16 protein-coding genes and 1 pseudogene are annotated in these 17398 nt (G+C 69.6%); 2 read left to right on the top strand and 15 right to left on the bottom strand.

Annotation, left to right across the window (positions count from 1 at the left end):
- Positions 1-344: 344 nt before the first annotated feature.
- The 10 genes and pseudogenes from lpqB to AC5Y4S_RS02155 all read right to left on the bottom strand — a co-directional run bounded on the left by lpqB (position 345) and on the right by AC5Y4S_RS02155 (position 10722).
- Complete coding sequence (lpqB, locus tag AC5Y4S_RS02200; RefSeq protein WP_500029431.1) at positions 345-2102, bottom strand: MtrAB system accessory lipoprotein LpqB; 1758 nt, start codon at positions 2100-2102, stop codon at positions 345-347.
- On the bottom strand, positions 2102-3769 hold the full coding sequence (gene mtrB, locus AC5Y4S_RS02195) for an MtrAB system histidine kinase MtrB (protein ID WP_500029430.1): 1668 nt from the start codon (positions 3767-3769) through the stop codon (positions 2102-2104). Before mtrB ends, lpqB begins: the two co-directional genes overlap by 1 nt.
- A 13-nt stretch (positions 3770-3782) precedes the next feature.
- On the bottom strand, positions 3783-4469 hold the full coding sequence (mtrA, locus tag AC5Y4S_RS02190) for a two-component system response regulator MtrA (RefSeq protein ID WP_055576516.1): 687 nt from the start codon (positions 4467-4469) through the stop codon (positions 3783-3785).
- Between the two features lie 80 nt (positions 4470-4549).
- On the bottom strand, positions 4550-5182 hold the full coding sequence (locus AC5Y4S_RS02185; RefSeq protein WP_500029429.1) for a dTMP kinase: 633 nt from the start codon (positions 5180-5182) through the stop codon (positions 4550-4552).
- Between the two features lie 28 nt (positions 5183-5210).
- Positions 5211-6683 (bottom strand): adenosylhomocysteinase, encoded by a 1473-nt coding sequence (ahcY, locus tag AC5Y4S_RS02180; RefSeq protein ID WP_068181970.1) that lies wholly within the window; start codon positions 6681-6683, stop codon positions 5211-5213.
- Positions 6684-6741: 58 nt separating this feature from the next.
- Positions 6742-7353: a TetR family transcriptional regulator AlkX gene (gene alkX / locus AC5Y4S_RS02175; RefSeq protein WP_500032056.1), complete on the bottom strand. Its 612-nt coding sequence runs from the start codon at positions 7351-7353 to the stop codon at positions 6742-6744.
- A gap of 35 nt (positions 7354-7388) precedes the next feature.
- Entirely contained in the window at positions 7389-7571 is a 183-nt protein-coding gene (rubB, locus tag AC5Y4S_RS02170) for a rubredoxin RubB (RefSeq protein ID WP_066940784.1), read from the bottom strand.
- 74 nt (positions 7572-7645) lie between these two features.
- Positions 7646-7816, bottom strand: a pseudogene (locus tag AC5Y4S_RS02165) (rubredoxin); the annotation flags it as partial.
- Complete coding sequence (locus AC5Y4S_RS02160) at positions 7813-9036, bottom strand: alkane 1-monooxygenase (protein WP_500029428.1); 1224 nt, start codon at positions 9034-9036, stop codon at positions 7813-7815. The pseudogene AC5Y4S_RS02165 and the gene AC5Y4S_RS02160, both read right to left, overlap by 4 nt.
- A gap of 177 nt (positions 9037-9213) precedes the next feature.
- Positions 9214-10722 carry an amino acid permease gene (locus AC5Y4S_RS02155; RefSeq protein ID WP_500029427.1) on the bottom strand — a complete coding sequence of 503 codons (1509 nt, stop codon included), beginning with the start codon at positions 10720-10722 and terminating at the stop codon, positions 9214-9216.
- 98 nt (positions 10723-10820) lie between these two features.
- On the opposite strand from AC5Y4S_RS02155, the gene AC5Y4S_RS02150 reads away from it, so the two are divergent.
- The gene (locus AC5Y4S_RS02150) at positions 10821-12185 is read left to right on the top strand and encodes an FAD-dependent oxidoreductase (protein ID WP_500032054.1); all 1365 of its coding nucleotides are present in this window, start codon (positions 10821-10823) and stop codon (positions 12183-12185) included.
- On the opposite strand, the gene manA is transcribed toward AC5Y4S_RS02150, so the two are convergent.
- The 4 genes from manA to AC5Y4S_RS02130 all read right to left on the bottom strand — a co-directional run bounded on the left by manA (position 12163) and on the right by AC5Y4S_RS02130 (position 16439).
- Positions 12163-13389: a mannose-6-phosphate isomerase, class I gene (manA, locus tag AC5Y4S_RS02145; RefSeq protein ID WP_500029426.1), complete on the bottom strand. Its 1227-nt coding sequence runs from the start codon at positions 13387-13389 to the stop codon at positions 12163-12165. The two genes, AC5Y4S_RS02150 and manA, sit on opposite strands and share 23 nt — an antisense overlap.
- An 8-nt stretch (positions 13390-13397) precedes the next feature.
- Positions 13398-14504 (bottom strand): TobH protein, encoded by a 1107-nt coding sequence (locus AC5Y4S_RS02140; protein WP_500029425.1) that lies wholly within the window; start codon positions 14502-14504, stop codon positions 13398-13400.
- Positions 14501-15886, bottom strand: a complete 1386-nt coding sequence (locus AC5Y4S_RS02135; protein ID WP_500029424.1) for a phosphomannomutase/phosphoglucomutase — start codon at positions 15884-15886, stop codon at positions 14501-14503. The genes AC5Y4S_RS02140 and AC5Y4S_RS02135 overlap by 4 nt, the downstream gene beginning before the upstream one ends.
- Before the next feature lie 103 nt (positions 15887-15989).
- A complete protein-coding gene (locus AC5Y4S_RS02130) occupies positions 15990-16439 on the bottom strand; it encodes a DUF3499 domain-containing protein (RefSeq protein ID WP_193791409.1) in 450 nt (149 codons plus the stop codon).
- 174 nt (positions 16440-16613) lie between these two features.
- On the opposite strand from AC5Y4S_RS02130, the gene AC5Y4S_RS02125 reads away from it, so the two are divergent.
- Positions 16614-17036 (top strand): metallopeptidase family protein, encoded by a 423-nt coding sequence (locus AC5Y4S_RS02125; RefSeq protein ID WP_500032052.1) that lies wholly within the window; start codon positions 16614-16616, stop codon positions 17034-17036.
- 13 nt (positions 17037-17049) lie between these two features.
- On the opposite strand, the gene AC5Y4S_RS02120 is transcribed toward AC5Y4S_RS02125, so the two are convergent.
- Positions 17050-17388 carry a WhiB family transcriptional regulator gene (locus AC5Y4S_RS02120; RefSeq protein WP_068100556.1) on the bottom strand — a complete coding sequence of 113 codons (339 nt, stop codon included), beginning with the start codon at positions 17386-17388 and terminating at the stop codon, positions 17050-17052.
- Between the last annotated feature and the right edge of the window lie 10 nt (positions 17389-17398).

The raw sequence follows: 17398 nt of genomic DNA, 5'->3' as shown, positions 1-17398 counted from the left end.
TTGTTACCCAGGTGTTACTGCCAGTAGCGGGCTTATCAACATCCACTCACAGAAAGCAACAGCCTGGGGTGCGGAATATGAACAGTATTGTCAGAGAACGACATACATTGATAAATCCTACATATGCCACGATAAGCCGTGTGTATCAGCCCTGCAGCTTAGCGGGTAACCAATTAACCTTTTCGTCGCTGCGGAGCCGCGCGAACAATCTCGGGTGTGAGCTGGCGTGGGGCTAGTCAGCACTGACACGTCGAGGCGCGCTTACGATCCGATCAGTACGGCGCTGGACGTCAGCGTCTTCCGAAACGATATGTGGCACAAGGCATGAGCCACGGCCGACGTCGCTAGCCCGGCAGCACGGGCAGCGCGCCGGGCACCGACAGCCCGGATATCTCCGACCAGCTCTGCTGGCTTTCGGGGGCCGACGCCGAATACTGCAGCACCCCTTCGGGGGCCGCGACGTAGACGGCCGACGGGTTGGCCGCGACCGTCGTGACCGGCATCTGCAGGCCGCGGGCCGGCGCATCGGAGTTCACCCCGTCGAGGTTGACGTAGGACACCGGGTGGCTGGCGTCGGTGCGGGTCACCACGATGTCATCGCCGGTCCGCCAGGACAGCGAGACCACCGAGTTGCCGAGGCCGAAACCCAGGCGCCGCGGGTAGGTCAGCGCGTACTGCCCGGCCTGGGTCTGCTCCACACCGGCGAGGATCACCTGGCCGTTGATCACCATCGCGGCGCGCGTGCTGTCGCGGGACAGCTGCAGGTCGGTGATCGGCCCGGGGAAGGTGGAGGCCACCACCGCGGAATCCACCGGGATGCGCGCGGGCTGCCCCGACGCCGGTTCCTGAATCGCCCGCAGCACGTTGTTGTTGTCGACCACCACCCACACGGCGTCGTCCAGCGACCAGCTGGGCCGCGTCAGGCTGTGCCCGTCGGCGGCCTGGACCGCCTCGCCGCCGAGGTCGCCGATCCACAGCGATGCCGCCTGGTCCGGGGCGCCGCGGCGCAGTGTCACCACCGACGCCACCTGCCGGCCGCTGCGCGACAGCGCGGCGCCGGTCTGGTCCCCCACCCGCCCGAACGCCCCGGGCACGGTGTTGGCGTGTTGCCCGTCCAGCCCGACCAGCGACCCGTTGACCAGGGCGTGCAACCCGGCGCCCGCGCCGTCGGCCACGCCCGGGTCGGTGGCGGCGACGTCGGAGGTGGTCCACCCGTCGGCGAACCGGTCGTCCAGCGGCGCGCCGTCGGCGTTGATTACGTACGGGCCCCGGATATCGGCCCGGGCCAGCGTCCAGATGATCTGTGCCGCAAGCAATTGCCGGCTGTGCGGGTCGGTGGTGGACAACTTCTCCAGGTCGATGCGGGCGCCGCCGTAGCCCTTGCCGATGCCGTTCTTGCCGCCGTCGGCCCGGGTCACCGGGCCGCGCAGCCGCAGCGGCGGGGCCAGCAGGTTGCGCACGGTGTGGGCCATCTCGGGCCGCGGCCCGGCCAGCATCTTGGACACCAGCTCGGTGGCCAACTGGTCGTGGTCGGACACCGCGACGTAGCGGGGATCGGGTACCACGGTCTTGCCGGTCGGGTCGGCGAAGTACAGCGTGTTGCGTTTGTAGGTGGACTGGAACTGCTGCCAGTCCAGGAAGACACCGTTGGGCAGCCGGTCGATGCGCCAGCCCCCCGACGTCTTGACCAGCTCGATCGGCCCCGGGTCGGGCAGCACGCCCTCGGCGGTTTCGAACACGCCCACGTCGGACAGCGAGCCCAGGATGTCGGCGCGCATGGTCGCCGAAACCCGTTCGGCGCCACGGGTTTCCACGAACACCACGTGGTCGATCAGCAGGGCGCTACCGGCGTCGTCCCACGCGTTGGACGCCGACTGGGTGAGAAATTGCCGGGCCGCCAGGTGCCGGTTCGCGGGATCGGCTGTGGCCTTGAGGAATTCGCGCAGCAACACGTCGGGGTCCATGCCCGGGGTCGGCTTGGGCAGGTTGGACGGCGCCGGCCGCTCGACCGTGCCGATGGCCTGCGGGGCCGACGAGCTGGGCACCCCGGCACAGCCGGCGAGGACGAACGCGAGCGACAAGAGCGCGAGCAGCCGTCGCATCAGACGCTCCGCTCGGCGTGCTCGCGTGGGCGCTGCGGGTCGGGGCGCGGCGGCGCGGGCGGCTCGGGGATCGGCTTCAGGGGCAGCGGGCTGGTGGTGACCTTGTGACCGCGAATCAGGGGCAGCGTCAGCCGGAAGCACGCCCCCTGCCCGGGCTCGCCCCACGCCTCCAGCCGGCCCTGGTGCAGCCGCGCGTCCTCGACGCTGATCGCCAGGCCCAGCCCGGTGCCGCCGGACCGACGCACCCGCGACGGGTCCGAGCGCCAGAACCGGCTGAACACCAGCTTCTCCTCGCCGGGCCGCAAACCCACCCCGTAGTCGCGGACGGTGACGGCGACGGTGTCCTCGTCGACGCCCATCCGGATCTGCACCGGCTTGCGCTCGGCGTGGTCGATGGCGTTGGCGATCAGGTTGCGCAGGATCCGCTCCACCCGGCGCGGGTCGACCTCGGCGATCACCTCCTCGTCGGGCAGGTCGACGAGGAGCTCGATGCCGGCGTCCTCGGCCAGGTGTCCGACGTTGCCCAGCGCGCTTTGCACGGTGGTGCGCAGGTCCACCGCCTCGACGGACAGCTCGGCCACGCCGGCGTCGTGCCGGGAGATCTCAAGCAGGTCGTTGAGCAGCGTCTCGAACCGGTCCAGCTCGTTGACCATCAGCTCGGTGGACCGGGCCAGGGTGGGGTCGAGGTCGGCGCTGTGGTCGTAGATCAGGTCGGCGGCCATCCGCACGGTGGTCAGCGGGGTGCGAAGTTCGTGGCTGACGTCGGAGGTGAACCGGCGCTGCAGGTTGCCGAACTCCTCGAGCTGGGTGATCTGGCGGGACAGACTCTCGGCCATGTCGTTGAACGACACGGCCAGCCGCGCCATGTCGTCCTCGCCACGCACCGGCATCCGTTCGGACAGGTGTCCCTCGGCGAACCGCTCGGCGATCCGCGACGCCGACCGGACCGGCACCACCACCTGGCGGGACACCAGCAGCGCGATCCCGGCGAGCAGCACCAGCAGCACCGCGCCGCCGGTGATCATCGTGCCGCGCACCAGCTGGATGGTTGCCTGCTCGTTCTTCAGCGGAAAGATCAGGTACAGCTCGAGGTTGGCCACCTGCGACGACGTCGGTGTGCCGATGACCAGCGCCGGCCCGGAGAACCCGTCGGTGTGCACGGTGGCGTACTGATACGCCGCCTGCCCGGCCTTGACGAAGCCGCGCAATGCGTTGGGCACCTGGTCGACGGGTCCGGCCGTGGTGGCGGCGCGCGGACCGTCGCCGGGCACCATCAGCACCGCGTCGAACGCGCCGGCCAGTCCGGCGCCCGAGGCGGGGTCGGTCTTGGACGTCAGCGTGTTGCGGGCCAGCTGCAGGCTCGAGTCCAGCGAGCGGGTCTCCTCGCCGTTGACGATGCCGGCGACGGTGGTGCGCGCCCGCTCGATCTGCTCCATGGCGGCCCGGACCTTCACGTCCAGCACCCGGTTGGTCACCTGGCTGGTCAACACGAAGCCGAGCGCAAGGATGACGGCGAGCGACAGGCCCAGGGTCAGCGCGACGACCCGCAATTGCAGCGATCGGCGCCAGGCAGCGCCCACGGCCCGACTCACCGCACCCATGCCCCGCGTCATAGGGCCGGAGCGCCCCCAGCGACTTCTAGTGCGTTGCCGCGACCCCCAGATCAACGACCCTCCAAGATCACGGAGGTCCGGCCTTGTATCCCACTCCTCGAACGGTCAACACCACGGTCGGGTTCTCCGGGTCTTTCTCGACCTTGGCCCGCAGACGCTGGACGTGCACGTTCACCAGGCGGGTGTCCGCCGGGTGCCGATAGCCCCACACCTGTTCGAGCAGCACATCACGAGTAAACACCTGGCGCGGTTTGCGTGCCAGCGCGACCAACAGGTCGAACTCCAGCGGTGTGAGGGAGATCTGCTCGCCGTTGCGGGTGACCTTGTGCGCCGGCACGTCGATGTCGACGTCGGCGATGGAAAGCATCTCGGCGGGCTCGTCGTCGTTGCGCCGCAGCCGCGCGCGCACCCGGGCGACCAGCTCCTTGGGCTTGAACGGCTTCATGATGTAGTCGTCGGCACCCGACTCCAGGCCGAGCACCACGTCCACGGTGTCGGTCTTGGCGGTCAGCATCACGATGGGCACGCCGGAGTCGGCGCGCAACACCCGGCACACGTCGATGCCGTTCATGCCCGGCAGCATCAGGTCCAGCAGCACCAGATCCGGGCGCAACTCGCGCACCGCGGTCAGCGCCTGAGTGCCGTCGCCGATGACCGCGGTGTCGAAGCCCTCCCCACGCAACACGATGGTGAGCATCTCGGCCAGCGAAGCGTCGTCGTCGACGACCAAAATCCTTTGCCTCATGGAGTCCATGGTGTCACCAGATCGGGACAAATTCGGCGCACCACACGGGCGTTTCTTATTCGATACGGCCAAATCGTGACAATTTTGTGCTAGCCGGCGGTCAAAGAGGCCGCCAACCGCCCCGGATCGACGTCGGCGTCGACGACCAGCCACCGCCCGCCCCAGCCCGCCGCGGCGAGCTCGGCGTAGACCGCGCCGGTGCGCTGCTGCAGCCCGTCGTCGCGTTCATAACTGTCCCGCGCGCGGCCCGGCTCGTGCTCGGCGCGGTGCCGGGCCCGCCGCGCGGCGAGTTCGGCGGGCACCGCGAGCAGCACCTGCCAGTCGGTCGCGGGCAGCCCCAACCGCTCGTATTCGAGCCGGTGCACCCACGCCGCCGCCTCCCCGGCCGCGTCCTGGTGCAGGCGCGCCGCGCTGTAGGCCGCGTTGGAGGCGACGTAGCGATCCAGGATCACCACGTCATGGTCGCGGCCCAGCGCCGCGATCTGCCCGATCGCCCCGGCGCGGTCGAGCGCGAACAGCGTGGCCATCGCGTACACCGACGACGCCAGGTCGCCGTGCCCGCCGTGCAACGCTTCGGCCGCGATGTCGGCGGTCACCGACTGCCCGTAACGCGGGAACGCCAGCGTGGCAACCGACTTCCCGGCGGCTTCGAAGGCCTTACGCAGGCCGTCGGATAGCGTCCGCTTGCCGGAACCGTCGACCCCTTCGATCGCGATCAGCACGGCGCGAGCCTATCGGGCTCGCCCGAGATCAGTAGCGGTAGTGGTCGGCCTTGTAGGGGCCGTCGACGTCGACGCCGATGTACTCGGCCTGCTCCTTGGTCAGCTTGGTCAGCTGGCCGCCGAGCGCCTCGACGTGGATGCGCGCCACCTTCTCGTCGAGGTGCTTGGGCAGCCGGTACACCTCGTTGTCGTACTCGTCGTTCTTGGTCCACAGCTCGATCTGCGCGATCACCTGGTTCGAGAAGCTGTTGCTCATCACGAACGACGGGTGCCCGGTGGCGTTGCCCAGGTTCAGCAGCCGGCCCTCGGAGAGCAGGATGATCGACTTGCCGCTGTCCGGGAACGTCCACACGTCGACCTGCGGGCGGATGTTCACCTTGGTGGCGCCGGACTTCTCCAGCTGGGCGACCTGGATCTCGTTGTCGAAGTGCCCGATGTTGCCCAGCACGGCGTGGTCCTTCATCGCCTTCATGTGCTCGAGCGTGATGATGTCCTTGTTGCCGGTGGCGGTGATGACGATGTCGGCCTCGCCGATCGCGTCCTCGACCGTCTTGACGTCGTAGCCCTCCATCAGCGCCTGCAGCGCGTTGATCGGGTCGATCTCGGTGACGACGACGCGTGCGCCCTGGCCCTTGACCGACTCCGCGCAGCCCTTGCCGACGTCGCCGTAGCCGCAGATCAGCACCTTCTTGCCGCCGATCAGCACGTCGGTGCCGCGGTTGATGCCGTCGATCAGGGAGTGCCGGCAGCCGTACTTGTTGTCGAACTTGGACTTGGTGACCGAGTCGTTGACGTTGATCGCCGGGAACGCCAGGTCACCGGCCGCGGCGAACTGGTACAGCCGCAGCACGCCGGTAGTGGTCTCCTCGGTGACTCCCTTGACCGACTCGGAGATCTTCGTCCACTTGTCCTTGTCGGTCTCGAAGCGGTTGCGCAGCAGCTCCAGGAAGACCTTCCACTCGGTGGGGTCGTCGTCCTCGGCGGGCGGCACCACGCCGGCCTTCTCGTACTGCGCGCCGCGCAGCACCAGCATGGTGGCGTCGCCGCCGTCGTCGAGGATCATGTTGGCGGGCTCGTCGGGCCAGGTCAGCATCTGCTCGGCCGCCCACCAGTACTCCTCCAGCGTCTCACCCTTCCAGGCGAACACCGGGACGCCCTTGGGCTCCTCCGGGGTGCCGTACGGGCCGACGACCACCGCGGCGGCGGCGTGGTCCTGGGTGGAGAAGATGTTGCACGACGCCCACCGCACCTGCGCGCCGAGCGAGACGAGGGTCTCGATGAGCACGGCTGTCTGCACGGTCATGTGCAGCGAGCCCGAGATCCGCGCCCCCTTGAGCGGTTGCACGTCGGCGTACTCCCGACGCAGCGACATCAGGCCCGGCATCTCCTGCTCGGAGAGCTCGATGTCACGGCGGCCGTAGTCGGCCAACGACAGGTCGGCGACCTTGAAATCGATGCCGTTGCGGACGTCGGCGGTCAGGGAGCTTTCGGTCGTCGTCATAGCGTGGTCTTCCTTCTTCGACGTTTGGGGGGCTCGCTCGAGCCAAGCGGTACTTAGCTTAGGTATGTTCTTCCGCCACTGTAGCCGCGACCCCATGGCGCTCGGCGAACGGCGTCATCAGGCGGGCCAGGTCCGCCGCCACGTCGTGATCGGCCTCCGGCGGCATGGACACATAGCTCAGCGCCAGCCGCACGATGGCGCGGGCCAGCACCCCGGCGTCCTCGTCGCTGGTCGCCACCCAGCTCTGGGTCAGCGCCGTGGTCAGCCGCGCCGAAGCCCGGTTGATGATGGGCCCGCTGTCGGTGGTGATGATCTGCAGCAGGTCGGGCTTGGCGACGCCGGTCAGCAACGAGATCACCAGCGGGTCGGCGGCCGACTCCGCGAAGAAGGAGCGAAAACCCTGCAGGAACGCCTCGTGGATGTGGCCGACGTTGGCGTCGATCGCGGACCCGACCGCGTCGACCAGCCGATCCGCCAGGCGCAGGGCGTACCCCTGCGCCAGCCCCTGGCGCGAGCCGAACTCGTTGTAAATGGTCTGCCGGCTGATGCCCGCGGCGCGGGCCACGTCGGACAGCGTGATCGCCGACCAGTCCCGGGCCAGCAGCAGGTCGCGCATCGCGTCGAGCACCGAGTCGCGCAACAGGACGCGTGACGCCTCGGCATAGGGCATCCGCTTCACAGGCGCGACAGTAGTAGTCGAGGCGTTCACGGTCTCGCCACTTCCACCATTTCGAAGTCGGACTTCGCGGCGCCGCAATCCGGGCAGCTCCAGTCTTCGGGGATGTCGTCCCAGCGGGTGCCGGGCGCGATGCCGTCCTCCGGCCAGCCCAGCGCCTCGTCGTACTCGAAGCCGCACTGGATGCAGCGGAACAGCTTGTAGTCGCTCATGCCGTAGCTCCTTTCCAATTGTCCGTCTCCTCCTCATCGCTTCGTCCCCCGCAAGCGGGAGGTGCCCCCACTGCATCGTCGCCGGACGTGCTCTCGAAGTCCGCCTTCTCGCGCACCGCGCAATCGGGGCAGCACCAGTCGTCGGGGATGTCGCTGAAGGGCGTGCCTGCGGGAAAGCCTTCCCGCGGAGCGCCTTTGGCCTCGTCATAACGGTAGCCGCAACCCGGGCAGCGGTAGGCGATCATGCCGCCACCTCGTAGGAGGAGAGCAGCTTTTCGCGCAGCCGCGGCTGGACGTTGACCCGGGTGATGTCACCGTCGTAGTGCGCCAGCACGCGGTGGTCCATCACCCGGCGCCACAGCGGCGGGAAGTAGGTCAGCGAGATCATCGACGCGTACCCGCTCGGCAGGTTGGGCGAGCCCTCCAGGCTGCGCAGCGTCTGGTAGCGGCGGGTCGGGTTGGCGTGGTGATCGCTGTGCCGCTGCAGGTGATACAGGAACAGGTTGGTCACCACGTGATCGGAGTTCCAGCTGTGCACCGGGGCGCACCGCTCGTAGCGACCGTTGGGGCCCTTCTGCCGCAGCAGCCCGTAGTGCTCGAGGTAGTTGACCGCCTCGAGCAGGCTGAACCCGAAGACCGCCTGGACGACCACGAACGGGATCAGGCCCGGGCCGAAGATCGCGATCAGCGCGCCCCACAGCACCACCGACATCAGCCATGCGTTGAGCACGTCGTTGGACAGGTAGGTCCGGGGGTCCCACGGGCTCTTGCCGAGCCGGCGCAGCCGCTGCGCCTCCAGCCCCAGCGCCGAGCGCAGGCTGCCGAAAACGCTGCGCGGCAAGAACTCCCAGAAGGTCTCGCCGAAGCGCGCCGACGCCGGGTCCTCCGGGGTCGAGACGCGCACGTGGTGGCCGCGGTTGTGCTCGATGTAGAAGTGGCCGTAGCAGGACTGCGCCAGGGTGACCTTGGACAGCCAGCGCTCCAGGGAGTCCTTCTTGTGCCCCATCTCGTGGGCCGTGTTGATCCCCACCCCGCCGAGGACCCCGACCGACAGCGCCACGCCCAGCTTGCCGGCCCAGCCCAATCCCCCGTCAAAGCCGAGCCAGCCCAGGTTCGACGCGGTGAACAGGTAGGCGCCCAGGACCACGCTGAGGTACTGGAACGGGATGTAGACGTAGGTGCAGTAGCGGTAGTACTTGTCGTTCTCCAGCCGTTCCATCACCTCGTCGGGCGGGTTCTGCCCGTCGGGCCCGAACCGCAGGTCGAGGATCGGCAGCAGCACGTAGAGCAGGATCGGCCCGATCCACAGCGGCACCTGCGCGGCGGCGTGCCAGCCGAGCCGGTTGAGCGCCCAGATAATCGGCAGCATCACGAACAGCGCCGTCGGGGCGATCAGCCCCATCAGCCACAGGTGGCGCTTCTTGTCCCGCCAGACCGGCGCTTCCTCGGGCCGCAATGCGGTCATATGCCAAACCTCCTTGACGTCACGGACCTTCGCCGGGCCTGTAAATCTGCAGACAAAGTGCGGGTAAAGACCTGCGGAATTACAGGCTCGGCGAACCGGGTCGCATCTCGATTTGGACAATACGACAGTTTGCGTCTTGTGTCTAGACACAAGACGCTGTTTTGTAAACCGGTGGGATCAGCCGGCCGGGCCCGCCTCCGCCGGGGCCACCGAGGCGAGCTCCCCGGATTGCCGCCGCCCCTGAACGGAGTGCCGGTACCCGTAGCCGGCGTAGATCGCGGTGCCCACGACCAGCCAGACGCCGAACCGCACCCAGGTCAGGGCGCTGAGGTTCAGCATCAGCCACGCGCAGGCGACGATCGACGCGATGGGCAGCAGCGGCACCCACGGCGCCCGGAAGCCCCGCTCCAGGTCCGGACGGGTGCGCCGCAGGACCATGACGCCCGCCGACACCAGGACGAACGCGAACAGCGTGCCGACGTTGACCATCTCCTCGAGCTTGGCGATCGGGAACACCGAGGCCGTCGCCGCGATCACGACGGCGACCAGCACGGTGATCCGGACCGGGGTCCCGCGCGCGCCGGTCTTGGCCAGCGACCGCGGCAGCAGCCCGTCGCGCGCCATCGCGAACAGCACCCGGCACTGCCCGAGCACCAGCACCATCACCACCGTGGTCAACCCGGCCAGCGCCCCGACGGCGATGACCTTGCTGGCCCAGTCGATCCCGTTGGCCGCGAAGGCCGTCGCAAGGTTGGCCGGCTTGTGGCCGGGCGCGGTCTTGAGCTGGGTGTAGGAGACCATGCCGGACAGCACCACCGACACCGCGACATACAGGACGGTCACGATCGCCAGCGAGGCCAGGATGCCCCTGGGCACGTCGCGCTGGGGCTTCTTGGTTTCCTCGGCCATGGTGGCCACGATGTCGAACCCGATGAACGCGAAGAACACGATCGAGGCCCCCGCCAGCACGCCGTAGAGGCCGTAGTGGCTGCTGTGCGCCCCGGTCAGCAGCGACAGCACGGACTGGTTGATGCCCGACGACTCGTGCCCGGCTTCCGGCTTCGGGATGAACGGCGAGTAGTTGGAACCCTTGATGTAGAAGACCCCGACCAGCACGACGAAAATCACCACCGACACCTTGATGCCGGTGATCACGGCGGAGAATCGGGACGACAGTTTGGTGCCCAGGCCGACCAGGGTGGCGACCACCGCGACGATCAGCAGCGCGCCCCAGTCGAGGTTGACCGATCCGAGTTGAACTGTGCCGCCGGCGAATCCGAATACGTTCCCCAGGTAGCTCGACCAGCCCTTGGACACCACGGCGGCCCCGATCGCCAACTCCAGCACCAGGTTCCAGCCGATGATCCAGGCCAGGAACTCACCGAAGGTGGCATAGGAGAAGGTGTAGGCGCTGCCCGCCACCGGCAGGGTCGAGGCGAATTCGGCGTAGCACAGGGCCGCCAGCGCGCAGGTGACCGCGGCGATCACGAACGAGATCCAGATGGCCGGTCCGGTGATGTCGCCGGTGGTCGACGCGGTGACCGTGAAGATGCCGGCGCCGATCACCACCGCGACGCCGAACACGACCAGGTCCCACCAGGTCAACTCCTTGCGCAGCCGGGTGTCCGGCTCGTCGGTGTCGGCGATCGATTGCTCGACCGATTTCGTGCGCCATCGATTTGCCATTCGTCCGCCTTCTGGGCTTGCTGGGGCCCTTGGACCGCACAGTACTGGGTAGTCTGCTCCGCATAGCGGAGAGCGGGGGAAACATGCGAGACCATGCCGTGGTCATCGGGGGAAGCATCGCCGGGCTGTGCGCCGCGCGGGTGCTGTCGGACTTCTACGCGCGGGTCAGCGTGTACGAGCGCGACGAGTTGCCGAGTGCGCCGGCGAACCGCGCGACGGTCCCCCAGGACCGGCACCTGCACATGCTGATGGCGCGGGGCGCGGCGGAGTTCGAGGACCTGTTCCCCGGCCTGCTCGACGACATGGTCGACGCGGGCGTGCCCATCCTGGAGAACCGGCCGGATTGCATTCACCTGGGCGCCGCGGGCCACGTCCTGGGGACGGGGCACACGCTGCGCGACGAGTTCACCGCCTACGTGCCCAGCCGCCCGCACCTGGAGTGGCAGGTGCGCCGGCGCGTGGCGGACATCGAGAACGTCGAGATCATCCGCCGCTCGGTCGCCGAGCCCCGGTTCGACCGCGCGCACCAGCGCGTGACCGGCGTGCTGCTCGACCCGCAGGGGGATGCGGAGCCGGAGTTCGTGCCGGCCGATCTCGTCGTCGACGCCGCCGGCCGGGGCACCCGCCTGCCGGTGTGGTTGGAGCAGTGGGGATTCCAGCGCCCGGTCGAGGCCACCATCGACATCGGCATCAACTACGCGACCCAGCAGTTCCGCATGCCGGAGGGCCTGATCGCCGAGAAGGTGGTGGTGGCCGGGGCGTCCCACGACGAGTCGCTGGGGCTGGGCATGCTGCACTACGAGGACCGGGTCTGGGTGCTGACCACGTTCGGGGTGGCGGGCGCCAAGCCGCCCGCGACGTTCCCGGAGATGCTGGCGCTGGCCGGCAAGCTGCTGCCCGCACACTTCAATTCCGCTCTGGCGCAGGCCGAACCCGTCGGCGAGCCGGCGTATCACGCGTTTCCGGCGAGCCGGTGGCGCCGCTACCACAGGCTGGACCGCTTCCCGGACGGCATCGTCCCGCTCGGTGACGCCGTCGCGAGCTTCAACCCGACCTTCGGGCAGGGCATGACGATGACGGTGCTGCAGGCCGGTCATCTGCGCCGGGCGCTGCAATCGAATGACCTTGCCCGCGAACTGAATCGGGCCACCGCCCGGACGACCTACCCGGTATGGATGATGAACGCGATCGGCGACATCACCTTCCACCACGCCCGGCCCAAGGGGCGGGTGCCGTGGTGGTGGCGGCCGTCCGGCGCGCTGTTCGACCAGTTCCTCGGGGCGGCCGAGACGGATCCCGTTCTGGCCGAATGGTTTTTGCGCCGGTTCTCGCTGCTGGACAGCCTGTACATGGTCCCGCCGCCGCGGATCGTGGGCCGCGCCATGGCGCACAACATGCGACTGTGGCTGCGCGAGCGCCGGGAAGCCCGGCAGCGCCCGCTCACAGCCCTACGGTCGCCCTGAACAGTTTGGAGGGCTCCCGCGCGACGAGGCGGATCGGTCCGTCGTCGGCCGCCACCCAGGCCGCCATTCCGCGCTCCAGCGTGAGCGATCCGGACTTGGCGTGCACCGTCGTGCAGCCATCGGTGCTCAACAGGATCTGCGGACCCTCGTGGGCACAGCCCGCGTCGACCTCGTGGCCGAGGTACTCGCCGTCGAGGGCCAGCAGCGCGACGGCGAACTCGTCGGTCGGCGTCTGGTAAATCTCGCCGAACCCCTCGCGGCGGATGGGCGGGCGCAGCTGCGCCTCGGTGGTGGGCGTGAAGTCCAGCACCCGCAACAGCTCGGGCACGTCGACGTGCTTGGGGGTGAGCCCGCCGCGTAACACGTTGTCGGAGTTGGCCATCACCTCGACGGCGAAGCCGCGCAGATAGGTGTGCAGGTTGCCGGCCGACACGAAGATGGCCTCTCCGGGGGCCAGGGTGATGCGGTTGAGCAACAGCGCCGCCAGCACGCCGGCGTCACCGGGATAGCGTTCGCCCAGCTCCAGCACCGTCTTGGCCTCGGCCGCGAATTGCGTTGCCCCGGAACTGACGTACTGGATCGCGCCGTCCAGCACGGCGGGCACCAGCACGTCGATGTCGGGCTGCGGAGCGGTGATCCAGGTGGTGAACAGCGCGCGCAGGCCGTCGGCGTCGGACTGGTCGTTCAGCAGGTCGATGTAGGGGTCGAGGTCGGAGACGTTCAGCGCGCGCAGCAGCTCGACGGTCCGCGACGCCTGGCGAAACCCCGCCAACGCCTCGAACGACTGCAGCGCCACCAACAACTCCGGTTTGTGGGAGGTGTCGCGGTAGTTGCGGACCGGCGAGTTGACCGGGATGCCCAGGCGCTCCTCGCGCAGGTACCCCTCGACCGCCTGCTCGGCGCTCGGGTGGGCCTGCAGCGACAGCGGCTCGTCGGCGGCGAGCACCTTCACCAAGAACGGCAACACATCGCCGAACCGGGCGCGCGACCCCGGGCCGAGCTGTCCCTCGGGGTCGGCGACGACGGCCTCGAGCAACGACACCTCGCCCTTGTCGGTCTCCAGCCAGGCCGGGTCGCCGGGATGGGCCCCGAACCACAGCTCGGCCTCCGGATGCGCCGCCGGAACGGTCCGCCCGGTGAATTCCGCCAGGGCGGTGCGCGATCCCCAGGCGTACGTCCTCAAGGCCCCGCGAAGCAGTTCCACTTGTCTATTTATCCCCGCACCAGTCGCATGTAAACCGCGGCCATCTCCAGCCGAACGGCCAATATTGCCAGTTGCTGCTCGGCGCTGACGGCGCCCCCCAACGCCGGCGCAACCGTGGAGCCGGCCGAGCCGCCGGGCCCGTCCGGCACGTCCTCGGCGGCCAGCAAGTAGACGTTTTCCAGGCCGGCGGTCCGCGCGGCCACCACGGTCTGCTCGTCGCGCAGCGTCAGGGCCAGCACGCGAAGCCGGTCCGGCCGGGGCCCGTCGATCTCCTCGTCGTGGAAGAGGTCCTCGACCGAGGACGCGACGCCCCCGGAGCCATCAGTCGCCGTCCGCAGCGCCACCACCGCGTCGGCCAGCCCGGTGGCGGCGACGACCTCGTGGGCGAGCCGCAGCAGCACCGAACTGCCGTGCCGGGCCAGCGCCAGCGTTGCGGCGCAGTCGCCGGCCAGCACCGCCCGGCGACCGACCAGCCGCTCGGCGATGTGCTTGGCCGGGTTGGTGAACAGCTCGCGGCCGGCGCTGTTGCGCAGCGCCTCGGCGTCCAACGCGTCGGCCAGCGGCCCCAGCTCGACACCGGGTCGCGGGTCGACGGCTTGCAGCACGGCCAGGCCGGCGGCCAGGTACCGGCACAGGCCGAACTCGGCGGGTACCCGGACCCGCGGCTCGAGCACCGCGACCCGCCCCGCCGTCGAGTCGCGCAGCGGACCCTCGTAGGGCGCCGCGACGACGACGCGCGAGCCCCGGCGCACCCCGGTCGCGGCGGCGCTCACCAGCGCGGGATCGCCGGGGTCGTCGCCGGCGACGATCAGCACGTCCAGCGGGCCGACCCACGGCGGCGCCTCGCCGACGACCGTGATCGGCTGGGAGGCCGCCCCGCCCAGCGTCGCGGCCAGCAGCGCCCCGGCGGTCTCGGCGGTCCCGCGGCCGGCCACCCAGATCACGCTGCGCGCGCGGTCGTCGGTCCGCAGCGCGTCCAGCGCACCCTCGTCGGCCGCGGCGCCGATCGCGCGCACCTGCGCGCCGGCCGACGACGCCGCCCGCAGCAGGCCCTGCCGGTCGGCTTCCAGCAGGCCGTCGGTGTCTTCCAGGTCGATCGCCCGGGTGGTGCTCACGGGGCGGCCTCTTGGGCCGCGATCTGGGTGCTGATTGCGGCGACCAGCGCGTCGACGTCGTCGACGGTGCGGCCCTCCACGTTGAGCCGCAACAGCGGCTCGGTGTTGGAGCTGCGCAGGTTGAACCAGCTGCCGTCGCCCAAATCGACCGTCACCCCGTCCAGATGATCGATGGACTGAATCCGGGTGCCGAACGACTTCAGCACCGCGTCCACACAATACGACGCGTCGGCGACCTTGAAGTTGATCTCGCCGGAAGATTCGTAGCGCTGGTAGTCGGCGGTCAGCTCCGAGAGCGGCCGGTCCTGTTCGCCGAGGGCGGCCAGCACGTAGAGCGCCGCCAGCATCCCGGAGTCGGCGCCCCAGAAGTCGCGGAAGTAGTAGTGCGCGGAGTGCTCACCGCCGAAGATCGCGCCGGTGTCGGCCATCAGCGCCTTGATGTAGGAGTGGCCGACGCGCGAGCGCAGCGGTGTGCCGCCGCGTTCGGTGACCAGTTCGGGCACCGCGCGCGAGGTGATCACGTTGTGGATGATCGTGGCGCCGATCTCGCGGCCCAGCTCGCGCGCGGCCACCAGGCTGGTCACCGTCGACGGCGCAACCATGTGGCCGCGTTCGTCGACCACGAAGCACCGGTCGGCGTCGCCGTCGAAGGCGAGCCCGATATCGGCCCCGCTGTCGCGCACGAACTTCTGCAGGTCCACCAGGTTGGCGGGGTCCAGCGGGTTGGCCTCGTGATTGGGGAACGAGCCGTCGAGTTCGAAGTACAACGGCAACACGGTGATCGAGTCGATCGCGCCGAGCACCGCCGGGGCGGTGTGCCCGGCCATGCCGTTGCCGGCGTCCACGGCCACCCGCAGCGGGCGCAGCCCGGAGGTGTTCACCAGCGAACGCAGGAACGTCCCGTAGTCGGCGAGCACGTCCTGATCGGTGGCGGTGCCGGCTCGCCCGTCGTACGCCGGGACGCCGGCGATCAGTTCGTCGCTGATGACGGCCAGCCCGGTGTCGGCGCCCACCGGTTTGGCGCCGGCCCGGCACAGCTTGACGCCGTTGTAGGCCGCCGGGTTGTGGCTCGCGGTGAACATCGCGCCCGGGCAGTCGAGCAGCCCCGAGGCGAAATAGAGCTGGTCGGTGGACGCCAGGCCGATCCGCACCACGTCCAGTCCCTGGCTTTGCACCCCGTCCGCGAACGCGGCGGCCAGCGCCGGCGAACTGTCCCGCATGTCGTGGCCGATCGCCACCCGCGAAGCACCCTCGCCGCCCATCAGCCTGGCGAACGCCGCACCCAGGTCGGTGACGAGCGACTCGTCGAGCTCCTCGCCGACCAGCCCGCGCACGTCGTACGCCTTGACGACACGGTGAACGGTCGCGGCGGACCGGGACATGCGAGACTCCTGACGCTCCTGACTGTGGACTCTTGGCGCCAGCCTATCGGCCCGAGGAAAAGCTGTGGCGCGTTAGACCTGGGTGGACCGGCCTAGTCCCGGCTTAGTCCGAGGGGTCGGGCAACACCCGCAGATGCCCGCGGCGCCGACCGGAACGATGCTCGGGAGGCGCGAGCAGCCCGCTGCTCGGCGCGGTGGCATGGGCCCCGGCGTGCTGGATGTGGGGATCGGCAAACCCGTTGACCGGCGTGGCCCCGTAGGGCACGGCCGCGTCGCCCGGGCGGCCCTCACGCACCGCGTCGGCCAGGGCGACCAGGTCGTCCTCGTCGGGATGGACGGGCTCGGCAAGCAGCGGTCCGGCATGGCGCACCAGCTCCCAACCGCGGGGCGCGGTGATCCGGCCGGCATGGCCGACGCACAGGTCCCAGGAGTGCGGTTCCCGCGCGGTGGCCAACGGGCCCACCACTGCCGTCGAGTCCGAGTAGACGAACGTCAAGGTCGCCACGGCATAGTGCGGACACCCGGGCCGGCAACAGCGACGGGGAACGTTCACGACCGAAAGGCTATCGTGCGCAAACGCCACGGAAGCGCCGGACACGCGCATCCGCCGGACCCGCGATTCCCAACCGTTACCATCGGCCCGATGAGTGATTCCCGCGGCTCCCCGCAAAGCGATCGGTCGCGGCGTCGTTCGGCTTCCTACCGTGCGACGCGCCGGGGCCGGGACATGCGCGGCCCGTTGCTGCCGCCGACGGTGCCGGGGTGGCGCAGCCGGGCCGAGCGGTTCGACATGGCGGTGCTGGAGGCCTACGAACCGATCGAGCGGCGCTGGCAAGACCGGGTGTCGGAGCTCGACGTGGCGGTCGACGAAATCCCGCGCATCGCGGCCAAGGACCCGGACAGCGTGCAGTGGCCGCCCGAGGTGATCGCCGACGGGCCGATCGCGCTCGCCCGCCTGATCCCGGCCGGCGTCGACGTCCGCGGCAACTCCACGCGGGCACGAATTGTCTTGTTCCGCAAGCCGATTGAGAGACGTGCCAAGGACACGGAAGAACTTGGCGAGTTGCTGCACGAAATCCTGGTGGCCCAGGTCGCCATCTACTTGGACGTCGAGCCCTCGGTCATCGACCCCACGATCGACGACGAATGAGGTTGCGCGGGCGTCAGATGATGCCGCGCTTGAGGCGGCGGCGCTCGCGCTCCGAGAGGCCGCCCCAGATGCCGAAGCGCTCGTCATGGGCCAGGGCGTACTCGAGGCACTCGTGGCGCACCTCGCAGCCGAGGCAGATCTTCTTGGCCTCGCGGGTCGAGCCGCCCTTCTCCGGGAAGAAGGCCTCGGGATCGGTCTGCGCGCACAGCGCGCGGTCCTGCCACTGATCCGGCGTCGGCAGCGGCTCGGGCTCGGGCTCGAAAGCGACTGGGGCATCGGGAACCACAGTCAGATGCGGGCGGACGGATGCCGCCGGCAACGAGCCGATGGTGTTGTGCGGTGTGCTTGTCATGACTCCCCGA

Source organism: Mycobacterium sp. NGS64, from assembly GCF_059812245.1.
This window is presented reverse-complemented; position numbering and strand designations above follow the sequence as displayed.